This window comes from Roseofilum capinflatum BLCC-M114 (assembly GCF_030068505.1).
In the GTDB taxonomy this organism is placed as follows: Bacteria; Cyanobacteriota; Cyanobacteriia; order Cyanobacteriales; family Desertifilaceae; genus Roseofilum; species Roseofilum capinflatum.
The window spans coordinates 102,388-120,678 of record NZ_JAQOSO010000102.1; the positions used below are offsets into that span (position 1 = coordinate 102,388).

General features: G+C 48.2%; 6 protein-coding genes. 3 read left to right on the forward strand and 3 right to left on the reverse strand.

Features of this window, described 5'->3' with window-relative positions; translation table 11 throughout:
• Positions 1-8: 8 nt before the first annotated feature.
• Both PMG25_RS20030 and PMG25_RS20035 read right to left on the reverse strand, forming a co-directional pair.
• Positions 9-3,734 carry an RHS repeat domain-containing protein gene (locus PMG25_RS20030; protein WP_283768667.1) on the reverse strand — a complete coding sequence of 1,242 codons (3,726 nt, stop codon included), beginning with the start codon at positions 3,732-3,734 and terminating at the stop codon, positions 9-11.
• Positions 3,735-4,024: 290 nt separating this feature from the next.
• Positions 4,025-14,242: a DUF4114 domain-containing protein gene (locus PMG25_RS20035; protein WP_283768668.1), complete on the reverse strand. Its 10,218-nt coding sequence runs from the start codon at positions 14,240-14,242 to the stop codon at positions 4,025-4,027.
• A gap of 365 nt (positions 14,243-14,607) precedes the next feature.
• Between PMG25_RS20035 and PMG25_RS20040 the strand changes: the two genes are divergently transcribed.
• Positions 14,608-15,486 carry an MBL fold metallo-hydrolase gene (locus PMG25_RS20040; RefSeq protein WP_283768669.1) on the forward strand — a complete coding sequence of 293 codons (879 nt, stop codon included), beginning with the start codon at positions 14,608-14,610 and terminating at the stop codon, positions 15,484-15,486.
• A gap of 65 nt (positions 15,487-15,551) precedes the next feature.
• A complete protein-coding gene (locus tag PMG25_RS20045) occupies positions 15,552-16,478 on the forward strand; it encodes an NAD-dependent epimerase/dehydratase family protein (RefSeq protein ID WP_283768670.1) in 927 nt (308 codons plus the stop codon).
• Between the two features lie 119 nt (positions 16,479-16,597).
• On the opposite strand, the gene PMG25_RS20050 is transcribed toward PMG25_RS20045, so the two are convergent.
• Complete coding sequence (locus tag PMG25_RS20050) at positions 16,598-17,596, reverse strand: ROK family protein (protein ID WP_283768671.1); 999 nt, start codon at positions 17,594-17,596, stop codon at positions 16,598-16,600.
• 63 nt (positions 17,597-17,659) lie between these two features.
• Between PMG25_RS20050 and purE the strand changes: the two genes are divergently transcribed.
• Positions 17,660-18,178 carry a 5-(carboxyamino)imidazole ribonucleotide mutase gene (purE, locus tag PMG25_RS20055; protein WP_283768672.1) on the forward strand — a complete coding sequence of 173 codons (519 nt, stop codon included), beginning with the start codon at positions 17,660-17,662 and terminating at the stop codon, positions 18,176-18,178.
• Positions 18,179-18,291: the final 113 nt, after the last annotated feature.

An 18,291-nucleotide genomic window follows, 5' to 3' on the forward strand; every position in this document is an offset into this window, starting at 1 on the left:
CTATATCTCTAATCTTCACTGGCATACGGATACAAAATTGGTATTAACCATTCATCTTCCCATACTCCAACAACATCATCCGCAAGTATTACACCTATAGCTAATCTAGAGCCCCATTTGCGTATGGGTGGCCATCCTTTTTTGCCCCAAATTTTTAAAAACTGATTGATCTTATCCATAACACTTTTGTGTCTTGCAAATGGGGGCTTTTGTCGATCTAGCTGATCTTGAGCGGGTCTAGGTGGTTTGATCTTTTCAATCGGATTGACTTTCTTATCGCCACATTTTTTATGCTGATTCCGTGGATTGTAATTCTTATAATTTCCTGGATTAGGGCCGCCAAGTGGATTAATAGGATCTAAACCAGATGGATCAAGAGAATTGATGGGATCGTTGATAGAATATCTATATAAATTTTCTTCTCTTGCAGCAAACCCAATTGGGTCTTTAGCAGTCCACTTACTTGCTATAGAATCATAATCTCGGAAACCAAAGCGCACAAAATCTGTATCAACTTCTCTCAATCCACCAGCAAAGTTAATCGGCAAATCAAAAGCAAGATTACTATCTCCAAGCTGGTGACCAAAGCTTTTGTACTCCAAAATCTTTAACGCTTCACCATTGATATCAGAAACAACTCGCGGTGTACCTAACTGATCGGTAGCAACATAGTACAAACTACCAGACCGCTCGATCGCAAACATGGAACCAAATTCATCATACTCATAAACACTAATCTCCCCAGAACGATCGCGGACTGCCGTTACCTGAAAGGGATGATCGAGATTGCCATACAGATATTGCTCAGTTCCCTTCTCATCTGTCCGTGCGACGCGACGATTCATACTATCATAGGCGTATTGAATCGCGGGTTTATCCGGCCAACTGACTTCTAGGAGTTCACCAGTCGTGCTGTAGTTGAGCGTCATATTGCCGCGCTGAATTAAGAAGCCATCGGCATCAAATTCATAGGGGGTTCCGTCTAACTCAATTAAACGGTCTTGAGCGTCATAACTGGCGGTATGCTGTTCAGTTCCAAGTTGCCATTCAGTCCGGTTACCGTTGGCATCGTAGACATAGTTCTCGACCAGTTCGCCATCCCGATGAACGATAATGAGTTGACCGTCAGCATCATAAGTATAGTGGTGAGTTTGGGTTTTCCCAACAACCGTTTCTTGTTTCTCAATAATGCGACTCAGCACGTCATATTTGAGCTGTAACTGATAAATGACCCGCCCATTCACTTGGTGAGTTCGAGACACAACTCGACCCAATGTATCGTAGTCAACATCGATCACCATCCGACCATCCGTCATCCGAGTCGGCGCACCTGTCGCCTCATCCCGGTGTATCTGCAACCGTCCTTGTCGCATCAGCAACCCATCCGCATCCCGTTCCATGAGGATCTCTGGTTGGTCATCGAGTTGCATTCCTACCAGGTGAAACTCTTCGTCGTAACGATAGCGATAGCACCCATTCGCTACACCGCGCCAGGTCATTTCTTTGACTAAACCATCATCATAGCTAAAGGACAGTTCCTGGGCGGGACGGTTATCGGTAGGCCTGCGTACCAACTTGGCCACCCGCTCCGAGTCTTGCTCATAAATCACATCAATGGTGGCTTCGGGATAGCTGGCTTGCTCCAAGTATCCGCGATCGCTATATTGACTGGTAATGGTGCGATCGCTCGGCAGCCGAGAACTCGTCAGTTGCTGCTCGGAGTCATAGGTATTGGCATATGCTCCCCCCTGGTTTTCGGAATTGAGGCGATCGTTTTTGGCTTCGTTGTGGGAGTGAGATCCCCCCTGACCCCCCTTAGAAAGGGGGGAATTTTCGGTATAGCTTCCCCTTGTTAAGGGGAGGTTGGAGGGGATCGAAACCGCAGGCGGAACATACCCATCCTCTGCATTCACCGCGTTATACTGCAACCGATGCACCGCGCCACTGGGCACAATAATCTCCGTAAGATTACCATTGGCATCATAGCCAAATCGATTGGTTTTCCCACTGGGCAGAATACTCTCGACAATCCGTCCTGCTTCATCGTAGACATAGCGGACGGTATTGCCTTCCGCATTGCAGAGACTCGACAACCGCCCCTTGTGGTCATATTGATAACTGAGGAGAGTCTGGTCACCTTGCTGTACAGACAGGAGTTGGCCGCGATCGCCATAACTAAACCGCACGGGTTCTAATCCAGGAATTTCGCTCTGGATCGTCCGTCCTTGTTCGTCTAACGTGAGAACGCTTTGCCGTCCGGCCGCAGATTTGTAATAAATTTTGCGGTTAACCGCATCATAAGTGGTAGTCGAAATACGACCGTTAAACTCTACCGTATCCGTCAGGGTTTGGATGCTCAAGGGATCATCAGGATTGCTCAATTCCACCGTGCGAGAACTGGAAACTGTGGCCACACGACCACTCGGAGTCTTAAATGTCGTCTGTTTGCTCAGGGGAGCGAGGTCACCAAAGCGAGGATCGGTTTGCTTTTCTTCGATGAGGATTGTGCCGTCGGGATAGGTGATGGTTTCATTACCATTTTTATCCGTAATTGCCACGATCGCTCCCGTACCCCCGCATCCTTGATTAATTTGCCGCTCGCCTCCGCCAATCAGAGATTCAGTGAGATAAGTAGATTCCCTGCCAGTGGTGGTAATGCGAGAGACTTTAAACCCTTGGTCGGTTAAGGTTCTCTCCAAGATAAAGAAGCTACCATCTGGTTCGTTATAACTCCTCAAAAGACCGAGATCGTCATACTCGAACTGATAGAGATTACCATTGGGATCGCTGAACTGGGTCAGCAGTCCCAGGGGGGTATAATCAAATTGAGACACGGCTCCCGCAGGATTGGCGATCGCATTCAAATAACCGTCAGAGTTCAAACATAAAGCAGTGGAATCCCCATATTCCGAGACGATTTCCACTGGATTGCCTTGCTCATCCCGTTTAATGGAGACTTGTTTACCGTGGGTGTTGGCGATCGCCGACAATAATCCCGATTCCGTATACTCAAAGCGATAGACCACCTGACGAGTTAGGGTATTCACGGTTTGCAGGTGAGTCCCTTTTTCATCAAACAGATACAATAACCCCCCACTCTCGCTAGGGATGGCAAACCCGTTATCAGGTACGTTGAGATCCCCCCAACCCCCCTTTTTAAGGGGGGCATTAGCGAGAGTCCCCCTTTCCAAGGGGGATTTAGGGGGATCGATACTGTACTGTATAGCAGAGGAAATGGCTGTAACATCAGTGCGGCGCTCTCCATTACCCAAATAGAGTACCTTACCGACGCGATCGTAATAGTGATGAACATTAAATGTCCATCCACCTAACCCCACTGTTTTGGCCTCCCAAACGCCTAAAGTTGTCGTATTTTCTTGCACGTGAGGCAACTTCGGCGCTTTGAAAATATGACTCGTGCGTACCGTCGCCGGATGCTTTCCAGTCCGTTTATTCCCCTCAGCATCGCAGCCATTCCAAGTAAACTGATGGCGCTGGGAAGGTTCAGGTTTGAAGAACTGACGAGAAGTGTCTCCCAAGAACTCAATTTCTAGTAAAATCCGCTTCAAATCTTCCGGTATAGCGTTCCCCGTCAAGGGAATATCGAGAGTATACGCGGCTTGGCGACCAAGAGCGCGATCGCTGCTGTAATGCAGGCTCAAGTTTGTACCGATGATTGCGATCGCTGCACCGAGAATTTGAGTTTGGATTTCAACAGAAGAAACAGGAATCATAATAACCTCGTAATGGTGTGAATGGTGTACTTTTGTCTTGTTCCCCCCTTCTTAAGAGGAGGGGATCTTGCCTTTTCCGGTAGGAGGAGATCTCCCTAAATTCCCCTTAGAAAGGGGGACTTTTCTGGTTCTAATTCCCCCCTGATTCAGAGGGCTTTTCTTGTTCCCCCCTTATCAAGGGGGGCTAGGGGGGATCTTGCCCTTTCCCGGTAGGAGGAGATCCCCCTAAATCCCCCTTAGAAAGGGGGACTTTTTTATTCCCCCCTTTCTAAGGGGGGGCAAGGGGGGATCTAATTACTGCAAGCACTCTTAGATCCGAGATCGAAACTTCCCAGGAACTTCGGCAGTTCCCAAGTGCCATCAATGGCCGCCTTAATATCATCCCCCCAAATATTCAAAACACTGTTAATCGATGAAAGCCAAGAAGTCATACCTCCCTCCTCAATTGCACTACCAATGGCAAACGCCGTATTGCCAGCTTTGCCCAAATATTCAAACGCTTCCGCCGCCACATCATTGAAGACTCCAGCGAAATTTTGTCCCAAGCTGACAGCCGCATTAAACAAGCTTTGAATACCACCCAACAATTCGCCACTTTCAATGGATTTAATGCCGCCATAAATCGCTTGGGGAATCGTTTTTAAGCTGTTGAATACTTGCACCAACATCTTCTCAGCCATGGTTGTCGCCGCACCGATCGCTCCTTGCAAGCCACCGACAACCCCACTGGCGACGCTACCGAGAATTTGCAGGAAGCCCATGATACTGTCACCGGACTGAATGGAGCGGAATCCGTTAAACGCGCCATTAGCTACGCTTTGCAGAACTTGCAACGTCTGTACGGTTTGTTGACTGATGCTGGTGAACACCGTCCCCGCACCTGCCGTGAGCGCATTCACCCCAGCCATCACCGCGCTGAAAATTGCCCCAGCCCAGTCACCGTTAACCGCCGCCCAAATCGCGTTAATTCCGGCGCTGGCAGCCGTGAGCGCGATGCCCAAGGGGGCGAGGGGGGTAAAGCTGAGAATCGTGCCCAGTAGCCCGACAATGCCGGAAACCATGCCCAAGAGTTCGCCCCAGAAGGCTTTCTTGCGGGCTTTGCGTTGGGCAATGCGCTGGTCAATAATTTGCTGGAGGGCATCTTTGGCGTTGCGTGCCATCTCTTCTGACATGGCTACCGCTTGCTCGGCATAGGCAACTTTGGTGAGGGCTTCGGTGTACAGGGGATTGATGATTTCCCGTTCCCCTTGGAGTTTTTGCGATCGCTCCAGTTCCTCCAAGAGTTGCTGACTCGCCCCCTGCAAGTCCGTTTGTGCCCTTTGCAACAAGATCCGGTCTTGTAAGTCCTGTTGCTCTAGTTTGGCAATTTCCGCTTGATGAAGATCCGCCTGATCGACGAGGACTTTCATCGCCTCCAGCAGCGTTGGCTGAATGGCTTCAGCTTCTTCAGCCTTCAGAGCTACGTCAATCTCCGCTTGCACCTCGGTTAACAGAATGTCGATGTCTGGAGGCAGAGTAGCGGTTTGCCCTTGCAGTGCCGCAAGAGTCGCTTGCAGTTGCGTCAGTTGTTGCAACTGTGCCGGGTTATGGGGGCGCTTGAGTTCCGGTTCGCCCAGATCGAGACGCGCTTGGTTGAGTGCCTGGTGCAAGTCGAGATCCGCTTGTTTTTGTTTCAGTTGTTCGATCTGATACTGGACTTCGAGACGCTGGCGCTCTAGTTCCAGGCGATCACGCTCCTGCCGATCTGCAACCGCCGTATCGATCTGCTGCTGACGCTGCTCGGCAAACTGTTGCTCTAACTGGGCTTGAGCCAGATTAAGCTGCTCTAAGCGCACCAACTGGATAAACGTATCTTCCGTTTGTTGGCGCAAGCGATCCAGCTCTTCTACTCGCGCTTCGGCGATCGCCAATTCCTGTTGGTGTAAGGCAATACTCTGATTCGACTGGAGAATGGCATCATTCAACCGGGCTAACTCCGCAGCAGCCGCATTTTGCTGGTTTTCCAGAGTCGCTAACTGGCTTTGAGCCGCATCTTTTGCTGCCTTAAAGTGGTTTGCCTGGTTGCGGGCTTGTGCCTCCAAACCCTGATAGTAGAGCATTTCCTGCTGATACTGCCGTGCCAAAACCACATCATTATCGGTTCCTGCCGATCCGTATTTACTGCCGCGATCGCTCGCCAAATCCGAATAGTCACGGAAGTAAATTTCCGCAGCCGTCGCCAAATTATGATACTGAGCCACATCCAGCAAATGCTTCGCTTCCTGACTTCCGGCAGCCGTTGCCTCTTGCAGTCGGGTGATAATCTGGAACTCCAGATCGTTGACGCGCTGCTGTTGCTGGGCAGCCTGCAAGGTATAGTTAGCATTGGCTTCCGTCGCTTGCAAGAGCTGGGATAACTGTGCCTGTGCCTCCCGCGCCGCTTGCAGATGAGTATCATTGTATGCCAGCAAATCCTGTTGTAACTCTTGCAACGGAGTCGTTAACACCTTGCTATTGGCTTCCGCTTGCTCGGCTAACTCCTGAGCTTCCGCCAGAGCCGCCCGTGCATCGAGTAGCTGTTGTTGCAAGGTATCCGTATCTGCATCCGGACTCTTGAGGTAGGCATTGAGCAGGTTGCGCTCGGCGGAAATCACCTCATGCTGGGCAGTCACCAGGGTGCGTTTCTGCGTCAGCGCCGTCTGTTGGGCGGTGAGAACAGCCGCTTTATTTGAGACTTGAGTGAGAGACGATCGCAGATCGGCAAGTTTTGCGGATAACTCGGTAAGTTCCGTTCCGGTGGCTGCCAGTATGCGGTTTTCCAGTGCATCCTGTTGGTTTTCTAGCTGCTGTTTGAGCGCCAATACCTGGGTTAACTCCGTACCTAGAGCAAGGCTTTCGCGATCGATCCAGGCTTCGATGTTCGAGAGGCGATCGCTCGCTTGCAGTGCCTGTTGTTCCCATTCTCCCTGAGTTTCCAGCACCTCAGCCACGGCTTGTCGGTAGTCTTGTGCCGCCGGATCGTACTCATCCCATGCTTGCTCTACCGTCAACCGAGCCACATCCGTACTGCGCTCCGCATCCTGTAACTGTTGTTGCAAAATGGGCAGCAGAGAATTCAGCAGATCCGCCTGTGCTTGCGTATCGGCAATATTTTCCCGTCCCGCTTGCAACTCAGCAATAAAATTCTCCGTTCCCGTCACCGCAAACTCCGCATCTTTAGCCGCAGCATGAGCTTCTGTCCACGCTTGCGCTAAGGGTTCTAAGCGCTGGATTTCTTGATGCCATCTCTGCGCTTCGGTTAAGTCACTTAAGGCTTTTTGCCGCAAAGCTTTGCCCGTATTTTCATGATTTTCCCAGGCGATCCAGTGGTAGTCAATGTGGGTGATAGTTTCCCAACCACATTTCTTTTTACCCCAAAAATTCCTGCGACAAACCCAGCGATCTTCATACCAATAGGGGCCATTTTTCCGACTCAAATCCCATTGAATTTTCGCTTGCTCTTCATTCCAATTGGCTTGTTGCAGAGCCACATGCCCAGAATTTGAATACTGAGAGTAATTTGCCTTCGCTTGTGCCAACAGATTTTGATAATTCTGGGAACCGGCAGTCGTCGCATTGAGCAACTCTTGCAATTTCTGCTTGGAGTCAATGCCATACTCAGCCACAATGGGCGCAATCTTGTTCCAAAATTGTTCATCTTGTGCTAACTGTGCCTGCAAGCGCTCAAGATCTTGAGCCATTTGTGTGGTAGTTCGCTCCAGTTCTCCTTCCCGTTGTACGCCAACCGATAAAATGGATAGCGCTTCCTGCAACTCGGTTTCACTGCGATAGTATTCGCCATGGGGATTGGCAAACTCAGTGGTAATTTTATCCACCAAGTTGTCTGCTTTTTGGGATAGCCTGCGCTGCTCTTTAACTAAATCTTTAGTGAACTGAGCCGCTTCCTTAAAATGGCTTGTCCAATGGGTTAGCGCTTTCTGTAAGTCTTGCTCTACCGTATCTGCAAGCTGCTGATAGGCATCAACAGTATCTTCTTGAATCGCTTTATCGGCTGCATCTTCAGAAGCCAAAAGTGCTTCTAAAGCTTCGACTCTCGTCTCGTAAGTGTCCAACTTTTGGGCAATATCGAGTTGCTGCTTCAAGTCAATGGGAATCAGTGCTTGCTTGGCATTTTCCAGTTGCTCTTCTAAGCTATTCGCTGCTTCATCCAAACCTAAGTTCAGTCCTTCAGCCACTAATGCTTGTTCCTGCTGGCGCAACTGGGCAATGTAAGCTTCAACTTGGGGTTGAATTTCGGTGGCAAAATAGTCTTTATTTTCCGGGGTGAGCAAGATTCCTACTTGTAGCAAGCGCTCGTAAGCTGAAACTTGGGCGGATGCCATTTGCACAAATTCAGATAAGGCAGAATCTGTGCTATTGCTGGCTTCTGTTAACGCCGTTTGTTGCTCAACTTCTTGTTCGACTAATGGATCGACGATCGCCGCTAAAGGCACAATATCAGCATCCAAATCTGCCAATTCAGTTTGTAATCCTTGAATTTGACTCTCAATGGGTGCAGATTGTGCCAAAAGTTGGTCTCTCTGCGCCGCTTGTTGTGCCTGAAGTTGTTGCAATTCGGTAATCCGTTGCCGCGCTTCATTCATCTGGGAAAATACCCGGTTGCGCTCTCCAGCTAAGAAGGAGGCATGTTGCAATGATTGCTGATGAGAAGTGGCTTCAGCGCCATTATACTGATATTGTTGGGTGCGATCGTTCCAATACCAGAGTTTATCCTGATATCCCCCCGCTAAATCGTTGTAAAATCCTTCTCCATCGGCTAAGGCTAGATCCCGTGCGGTTAAGCTTTCTAGCAATAATTCTTGAGTGCGGATTTGGACAGTGGTAAACTCTAAGTCTTGGTGTGCTTTGAGTTGCTCGGCTTCGAGTTGCTGTTTCTGTAAAAGCACCTCATCTAATTCAGCTTGTTTTAGTTGCTGTTCATCTCGTAACTGAGTCAATACTTCTCGCTCATCTAAATTAGAGGTTTGGGTGGTTTCTAAAGCACTTGCAGCTAAATTTTGTGCAGCCATTGCCACTTGCCAGTTATCCCAAGCTTGCTCATAATTATCCTGCAAATCTTGGGGGCGATTAATCAGCGTATTGACTTCCCCAGAACCGGAAATAGAGGATTCAAGACTGGTTTGATAAACTGATGCCAAAAGTTGCTCTTGTTCCAGTTCCTCTAGATAACGATTGACTTCCTCTAACTGAGCTTGTAAGTCTTCCGAGTTATTCTGGACTAACTCTTGCTGAATATCCGTCTTCAACTGCTCTAAACGCAATTGTTCATCCTGCAAATCTTGCAAGCGATTTTCCACAATCAGCTTTTGGGTTTCAGCCGGTAAAAAGGCGCGGTTAATCGCGAGATACTCTTCCCACTGACTTTGGACAGTTGCCCAGTTATCCTGCAACGTTTCTAATTCGTCTTGCAAGTCTTTGACACGCTGCTCGGTTTGACTAGCGAGGTTTTCGGCTTCAGCTTGTTTAGTCTCAAACTTGGCTAATTCTGCCTCCGCTTGCTGTAATTTCAGTTCAACAAAGGCGATATCTTTCTCGGAGTCTGCCTGAGTCAATTCCCATAAATCTTGCTCGGCTTTCAATTGCATTTCACGAGCTTCGACTTCCCTCGCCATGGCATCTGCTGCCACGTTGGGTAAACCACCCCAATAGGAGGAGGATTGATGATTAGTTGAGGCTTGGCTGACCAATTTTTCAAACAAATCTCGCTGGCGAATATGATCTTCTCGCGATGCACCACTGATTAATCCTGTCAACCCAGTGGTGTTCTTAAATTGCTGCAACTCGTCATGATGCCAGTCGGCACTCATTTGGCTCTTTTGCCGGACTTGTTCGCTGAGATTAGCAATGGTTTGATAGCCTGCTTTTACCTGCTCTTCTGTACTATTAGGATCGGTTAACCGGGCGGCTTGGGCATCTAAGGCGGCTGCCAGTTGATCGACAATTGCGCGAGTTTGTTGGGCTAAATGAGCAGGATAGAGATATTTATCCTTGAGAATGGTTTCGGCATTAGCAAAACTTTGATATTGCTGAATGGCTTGGGATAATTCACCCGATTTTTGCCGATAAAAGATGGCTGCACCTTGCAATTGTTGGGCAGAAATAGGGGCTTGACTGTTGCCAACTTCAGCCTTGTAGTCGCCTTGTGCTTCCTGCAACACTTGAGTGGCTTGCTGAATGCGATCGCCAAATTCCTGCTCTTTTACCCCATACTCGTCCTCCAGGGCAGTTTTCTGCTGCTTTAACGTCTCAATTTCCTGGGTTAACCGCTCAATATTGGCGGTAAACTCATCCACTTGCCCTTGCTCGATCGCCTGATGTTGCAGCGCTAACTCCAGTGCTGTCGCCACCTGCTGCGCCTGAGCGCCCTTGGTGGCGGCTTCCGTGGTAATCTGCTGGTACTCCGTCAGCGCCGTTTGGGTGTTCTGTTTCACCTGCTTTTCGAGCTTCGAGAGCTTGGTATTGCTCGTCTGTTGCGCTTCCAGAGTTTGTTTTTGCTGCAAGAGTTGGGCGATCGCCGCTTGAGTTTCCGGAGACGCTAACCGCAGTGCCGCTTTTACCCTATCTTCACCGGCAAACTTCGTAATCTCCAGCTTACCCTTACTCCGCAACGTCGTTGCTTGCAACGTCGCTGCCATCCGCACTGCTTCCTCCACATTCAGCAACCCCGCACCCGTTTGTGCATCCCAACCCGGAGCCTGCAAATCTACCGCCGTTTGCACCAAAACCTGCTTGATTTGTTGATAGTTCAACTCCGGATTAATTGCCCAAGCCAAAGATGCCGCACCCGACGCATAAGCGGCTGATTTTGAGGTTCCCACAAAGGCATTATGATCCCCTTCAAACTCTCCACCGGGAGCCACCAAGGTTAAACCTTCTCCACTGGCAGAATAGTCCGTTGGATTCCCCCAAACATCAATCGCACCCACCGTAATAATATTATCAAACTGTTGAGCAGCACGCCCCAAAGCCGACATTTCGCCGCCCGTATTTCCAGCAGAAGCAACCAACAAAACATTATTTTCCAAGGCATATTGAATCGCAATTTGCTCATCCGGAGTCAGTTCATAACGAGTCGTTACCCGTCCCTCATCATCAATTTGGGTTAAATCGAAACTCAGGTTAACAATGCCACGATTTTCGCCAGACTCTTGCACTTGATCCACAAATTTAATTAACCGAGCAACCCAATTATTGGCATTCATGCGCTTAACTTCAGCCAAAGGATTTACCGAAGTTAAAGCGTCAACTGTTTCATCTCCATGAAATCCATGATCGATCACTGCCACGGGTGTAGGAGGCGCATTTCTTAACCGAGTGGCTAAGGTTTCCGGTTGAGGAATTTCAATCGTATTATCCGCACCTCGACTCCGCTCGGTAACCACATCATAATCGGGTAATTCCGTTTCGCTAACTTCCGCCGTCAGCAAGTCAGAATAACCCTCGCTGTTGTCAATCAAATCCTGAGTTAAGCCTTGTTCTTGCCGCAAGCGCTCTCGCTCAATTTCCAGAGCTTCTCCTACGGTTTCCTCCGTTAACAGATCCTCAGTCTCTTCCGTAGCACTATCCCACCAGTTGATAAATTTATCCGCAACTTCAACCTCTACGGTTTCAATCAAATGTTCCCGCAATTGCTCTGAGGTAATCTGTGGAGGATTAACCGGCTCTTCAGTTTCCGGATCAATTTCCGTTTGGGCTTCAATTTCTGCGGTTAATTCTGCCACACTGTCCAAAATTTTCTGGGATGTTTCTACATCTTCTTCGAGGAACTCGGCTAAAGCTTCTGCTTGGCTTTCTTCCGGTTCTTCTTCTGAGATATATTCCGAGTCTACCGGTAATTCATTCTCTGGATTATCAACCGATTCCGTTTCAGTTTCTCCAGGAGATTCATCAGTGAGAGTATCGCCAGATTCCGCTTCAGCTTCTACCGGTAAAATCTCCCCTTCTGGAGTGAGAGTAACCAGGGTAGCTTCTTCTGGGTTTGCTAATTCTGCTGCCAGGCGATCGCCATTGATTTGATACAGGTCTAAATTCGGGTTGCCACTATCGCTTAAAGCATCAGCTAACGTCTCAATGGCAGGAGTTTCCGGATTATCTAGATTCAAATCTAAGGCTAAATCCTCACCAAACATAAACTGTTGCATGGTGGCAACATTCGCCGGAGTAATGCCAATTTGAGGCAGGAAGTGCGGCTCGGCAAAAATATCGCTTAACCCCGGATGACTATTGACAATACCAGAAAGTTGAACTACGGCTCGCTCCCCTGCCGGACTACTTAATCCCACGGTAATATCCTGGGGATTTAAGTTCATGGCGCTTTGGAGTTGACCTAAAGTGGTGTTGAGTGAATTAATCTCTTCTGGAGTTAAGGTACTGGTAACCACTTTCATGGAATGAATCGCTGAATTACCCAACTCATCTGTGGCGCGAATAGCAACATTATGAATTCCGGTTTTTTCTCCTTGATTGACCTGGAGAGTTTGGTTATTTACAGTGACCGAAACAGTATCGCTATTGCCCTCAACTACCGTATAGGTTAAGTTGGTGCTATCGGCATCTTGAAAAACTTGCGAAAGATTAACGGTTTGTGCTGGATGTCCTGACGTTAAAACAATATCGGCAATGGGAGCAAAAACTTCAGGAGATTGGGGTTGTTCCAAGGCATAGTTAACAATCTTTTGTCCCAGTTCTGACTCTCGCCAATCATTCTCTGGATCGATTAATTCATCCATCTGAATGACTTCGGCGGTTGCGCCCCGAATCTGGAAGATAATATCATTGTAATCTTCGTCCGATTTGCCTTTATCTAGCCGGATATCTTCCATCACAAACGTTTTGCCTTCTCCGGTAACATCGGCAATTTGTCCCACATGAAATCCGTCATCAGGATTCGCGGTTGCCATGGAGAATAGGGGACGCGCCGATCCTTCAATATCGGGACGTTCAAAGACATGCTTAACCGAGGAGTTGGGAACTAGCATAACGCCAAAGCGATCGCCAGCATTCATCTGTAGAGTTTTCACGCCCAAATATTGCCCGTCACTGTGGTCAGATCGCTCTCCTAAACGGCCTTCAAACTTAGCCCCTTCAATCTTATCGACAATGACAATATGACCTTCAGTGGAATTGGACAAACTGCGACGCGCGGCTTCTTCAATAAATTCCTTCGAGTCCAGGTCAAATTCTTCCATTCCCTCTAAGCTAAAAATGGAAACCTCGCCTTGATATTTGCCGCCATCAAAGAGGAAGTCAATTTCAACTTCTCCCGACTCGCCAACGGTGAAGACTCCGGAATGAAATTCCTGATTGAGATGATCGAGAATTTCTTCACCCGTTTCGGTTTCCCGCCAATCCAATTCGGAATCAATAACTTCATCTAACTCTGGTAAATCTCCCGTCGCTCCAGTGAGCTGAAAAATGAGATCGTTCCTGTCTCCATCTTTCCAGTCTTCAATGGCAAATGCTCGTCCATGTCCCGTAATATCTGCGATCCGTTCCTGATGCTCTGGATGGGTAGAAAAGTATAGAGGGCTACCTTCTTCAGCCGCGTCAGAAATCCCCCCATCCGGAGAAACCACCAACCCATATTCTCCTCCTGCTTCCATCTCAAAGGTTTTCACCCCTTGATACTCGCCCTGATTCCAATCGCGGGATTCATACATCTGACCGCTAAATTTAGCGCCTTCTGTACTATCGGAAATCAGAATATGACCGCGTTCAGAATCACTGGTTACCCGCTCAGTTGCTTCCTGGATAAACGCCTCGGAACCCGGTTCTAGCTCCTCCATATTGGCTAAACTAAACAGTCCAACCTCTCCCTCATATTTGCCACCATCAAACAGGAAATTGACGCTGACTTTTCCCGTCTCACCTACGGTAAACACTCCTGAATGCTCGGAAGAGGGTTCAACACTGGAAGTTTCTACAAGCTCTAGATCTGTCTGCTCTTCAAGGGTTTCTGCCTCTTCCTCCCCTTCTTCTTGGCGATCGTCAGACTCAGCCTCTAACCCTTCTTGGGATTCGGTGACGGTTTTTGCGTCTTCTTGACCATCCCCTGAAACCTCCTCAGACTCACGAGCTAAACGTTCTGGTTGTTCAATCTCCTTAATCGACGATACTTGTGTTGGTGTTTCCGTATCTGTTTCCGTGGTTTCACTGTCTACCGATTCACTGAACTCCTCTTCTATATCTTCAGGCTCTGAATCATAAATAAATTCCAGCTCTTCTAACTCTTCTAAATCGCCTAAATCTTCTCCATCTGAAACCGGGAGTTCAGATGGCTCTACCTCCTCTATCGGGGTTTCCAATTCCTCAAAGTCCTCTAAACCCTCTAGGGGAAGGGGATCGGGGGTTTCCTCAAAACCATCAACTAAGCCACTCGGCGTTAAAATCGGTTCCAGAATAAAGGTTTGAGAGTCCTGGGGATAACGATCCTTGGGGCTTTTTTTTCTCAATCGGTCGAACAGCGACATGGGTTTTCTCCTGATGCAGAACAAACAGAGAATCCGCAGAGTTACTGAGGCTTCTATAAGGTACTCAGTTTTTTTGGGGCGATTTTATGCAAAATCGCGGATTTTGTAATAAAACTTTACATTTTTCAGGAGAATAATTTTAGTGTTTTTGATTTTTTTGTAAAAATAAATATACAAGCAGTCGTTAAAAACTCGTATTTTTATGGATTTATATCCGCGAAAATTGGCAATCTAGATACTTGTGTGGTGACATCTCGGAAAAAACAAAGTAACTTTTATAGCATAACTGTGTGCTATTAAGAAAAAGGGATTGCTAGGCTAGGAATAGATGCAATGAGCAAAACGCACTCAGGAACTCAAAGATTATGGCAACCCAAACTGAACGCAGACCCGAAAATGTAGCTGGAGATTTTTTTGTCGATCGCACTTGTATTGACTGTGATACCTGTCGGTGGATGGCTCCGCAAGTCTTCTATCGCGATAATGGACAATCGGCTGTGTACCATCAACCGGAGAATTGGGGCGATCGCCAAAACGCCTTACAAGCACTGCTTGCTTGTCCCACTGCTTCTATTGGGACGGTGGAGAAACCCCAAGATATTAAAGCCGCTCAAGAGACTTTTCCGATACCGATCGCCGATAATGTCTACCATTGTGGCTATCATTCTGAATCCTCATTCGGTGCAGTGAGTTATTTCATCCAGCATCCAGACGGCAATATTTTGGTAGACTCTCCCCGGTTCACTCCCCCTCTAGTGAAACGAATTGAAGCCATGGGAGGGATACGCTGGCTATATTTAACCCACAAGGATGATGTGGCGGATCACCAGAAATTCCACGATCGCTTTGGCTGCGATCGCCTGTTGCATGAAGATGATATCACGGATGACACCCAAGGCATTGAACAGCCCTTAACAGGCACAGAGCCGATCGAACTCGCTCCCCATCTCCTGATTATCCCCGTTCCCGGTCACACCAAAGGACACACCGTGCTACTCTACCGCCATCAATTTCTGTTTAGCGGCGATCATGTGGCTTGGTCATATTCTTTACAACAACTCATTGCCTTTCGTCGCCATTGTTGGTATTCCTGGGAAGAATTACGCAAATCCATGAAAAAACTCACGGCTTACCGCTTTGAGTGGGTTTTACCCGGCCATGGTCGCCGCTATCATGCTCCTGTGGAGGTGATGCAGGCTGAACTTCAAAAGTGCGTGCAATGGATGGCCAGCACTTCGCCCTAGGCAATAGGTGATGATAAACTAGAACTTAGAATCTAAAAAACAGTCTGTAAAAACAAGGAAACGCTATGCGAGTTTTGGTGATGGGTGGCACGCGGTTTATTGGCGTGTATTTAACAAAATTATTGGTTGCCCAAGGTCATGAAGTGGTCTTATTTAATCGAGGCAATAAACCGGCTCCCGTTGCAGGGGTGACTCAAATTCATGGCGATCGCACGGATAAGGCCCAAATCCAAGATAAGCTTGCGGGTGAAGAATTTGATGCCATTTTTGACAATAATGGGCGGGAACTGAGCGATACTCAACCCCTGGCGGACTTATTCGCGGGTAAGGTGAAACATTTTATCTATATGAGTTCGGCTGGAGTCTACTTAAAATCGGAGCAAATGCCCCATATTGAAGGCGATCCGGTAGACCCGAAAAGCCGCCATAAAGGAAAGTTTGAAACGGAAAAATACTTGAGTGAAAAGCAACTGCCGTTTACCTCTATTCGCCCCACCTATATTTACGGCCCGTTGAATTATAATCCTTTAGAAGCTTGGTTCTTTGACCGCATTGTGCGCGATCGCCCCCTTCCCATCCCCGGTTCAGGGAATGCCATTACCCAATTGGGTCATTGTTACGACTTAGCCCAAGCGATGATGGCGGTTTTGGGCAATTCCCAGGCAATCGGTCAAATTTATAATGTTTCTGGCGATCGCTACGTCACCTTTGATGGATTAGCCCAAGCTTGTGCGATCGCCTGTGGAAAATCTGCTGAAGATATCCAAATTGTTCATTACGATCCCAAACAATTTGACTTCGGCAAACGCAAAGCCTTCCCCATGCGCTCTCAGCACTTTTTCGCCGATATTCACAAAGCCAAAACTGAACTCCATTGGCAGCCCAAATATGACCTAGTGTCTGGATTAAAAGATTCCTTTGAAACCGATTATCTGGCTCAAGGTAAAGATAAACTAGAGGTGGACTTTTCCCTAGATGACCAAATTTTGTAATATAGCAAACCTAAATGAGCGGATAGGGTGGGCAGGAACATAAGCCATATTTCCGAAGATATACAAGCTTTATCCTGCCCACCCTACGGGGATTGCTTGTGACCAATGTCGATTACCGATTACCAGTGGGTAGCGCTGTATTGTGCTGCACCATAGGCGGCGCTGTCGGATAGGGTATCAATTGACCATTCGACTCTGGTGTTTTTCAGATGGGGGAAGGTGTGGTCAATTTCATGGCGAATCCAACCAATGGCATCGGATTTAAATCGTTCATAGGAAGAATCGGATGCGGTATTGCGTCTTTCTTGCGCTCCACCGGAAATCACAATCAGGTCGCAGCCGACAATATTGAGGACGCTTCGGGCAGCTCTACCGAGATTGGTAAAGTATTCATGCCAGATGTCAGTAACATCTTGTAGGGGGTTGTCGGACTGACCGAGTTCGCGGAGGATTTTGGCGACTTCCATGGGGTCGCCTTGAAGTGCTTCAGGTACGTTGCCTTTGGCTTGTCGGTGTTTGACCATGTTTCTGAGGCCGAGTAAGGAGGCTCTGGTTTCAGCACATCCTGTTGCTCCACATCCACAAAGGTCGGCATTTTCGCTGGTATCTGTGACGATATGACCGAGTTCGGCGGCGACTCCAGGAGCGGAAATGACTTTACCGTTGATGATTAAGGCTCCTCCTAAGCCAGTTCCGGTAATAAACTGAGCCATGGAGGAGGAGGCTTTATTTTGGGCTTCTCTGACGGTGTATTCTCGGTAGGCGGCGGCATCGCCATCGTTGAGGAGGAGTGTGGGTAGGTTGAAGGTATCGGAGAGTTTCTGTTTGACGTTTACGCCTTGCCAGGAGCGATCAATGTTGGTGGGATAAACGCACATGCCTGAAGGGTCGATGGGCGTGGGGCAACATGCTCCGATCGCCTTAACCTCATCTGAATTAATGTTATTGACTTTGAAGATTTCTTTAGCAGCCGCTTGAATCACGTTGACGGTGGCATCGGGGCCTTCGGAGGCGCGGCTAGGGTTGTCTAGGCGATCGCCAATCACCCCGTTTTCAGAATCCCATAATCCCAGTTTTACGGTACTTGCTCCAATGTCGATGCCCAAATAAATGCTCATTTTGACCTCCGTTAAGCGCTATATTGCATCGTATCAAATCCTGAATCTTAAGACTCTACGCTTATGTCCGATCCTCTGGTTGGTATTATTATGGGCAGTGATTCCGATCTGCCGACGATGAAAGCGGCGATCGCCGTCTGCGAAGACTTTCAAGTGCCCGCAGAAGTAGCCATTGTCTCCGCCCATCGCACTCCCGAACGGATGGTTACCTATGCCCAACAAGCCCACGAACGGGGCATTAAGGTAATTATTGCTGGGGCAGGAGGGGCGGCCCATTTGCCGGGAATGGTGGCTTCATTAACGCCTTTACCGGTCATTGGTGTACCAGTAGCCTCCCGTCATCTGCAAGGACTCGACTCCCTCTACTCCATTGTTCAGATGCCCAGGGGCATTCCCGTGGCCACCGTGGCGATCGGCAACGCTCAGAATGCCGGACTGTTGGCCATCCAAATTTTAGCCACCCACCAACCCCACTTACTGCAAAAGATTCAAGCCTATCGCCACCAGCTTAATCAATCCGTAATTGAGAAACAAACCCAATTAGAACGACTCGGATATGAAGATTACTTAGAAAATAAGTAACATAAATTTTCAATTGAATTGGAAAAAAGTATTCTGTAATACAGAATAAACCCATCAGAATTGATGCAATCTATCTATCGTATTTACGGAACCAATTCAAGGAGTAGCCAAGC

Coding starts and splice junctions, on each gene's coding strand:
- PMG25_RS20050 (WP_283768671.1), bottom strand. CDS start 17,596: ATGAGCATTTATTTGGGCATCGACATTGGAGCAAGTACCGTAAAACTG.
- PMG25_RS20045 (WP_283768670.1), top strand. CDS start 15,552: ATGCGAGTTTTGGTGATGGGTGGCACGCGGTTTATTGGCGTGTATTTA.
- purE (WP_283768672.1), top strand. CDS start 17,660: ATGTCCGATCCTCTGGTTGGTATTATTATGGGCAGTGATTCCGATCTG.
- PMG25_RS20040 (WP_283768669.1), top strand. CDS start 14,608: ATGGCAACCCAAACTGAACGCAGACCCGAAAATGTAGCTGGAGATTTT.
- PMG25_RS20030 (WP_283768667.1), bottom strand. CDS start 3,734: ATGATTCCTGTTTCTTCTGTTGAAATCCAAACTCAAATTCTCGGTGCA.
- PMG25_RS20035 (WP_283768668.1), bottom strand. CDS start 14,242: ATGTCGCTGTTCGACCGATTGAGAAAAAAAAGCCCCAAGGATCGTTAT.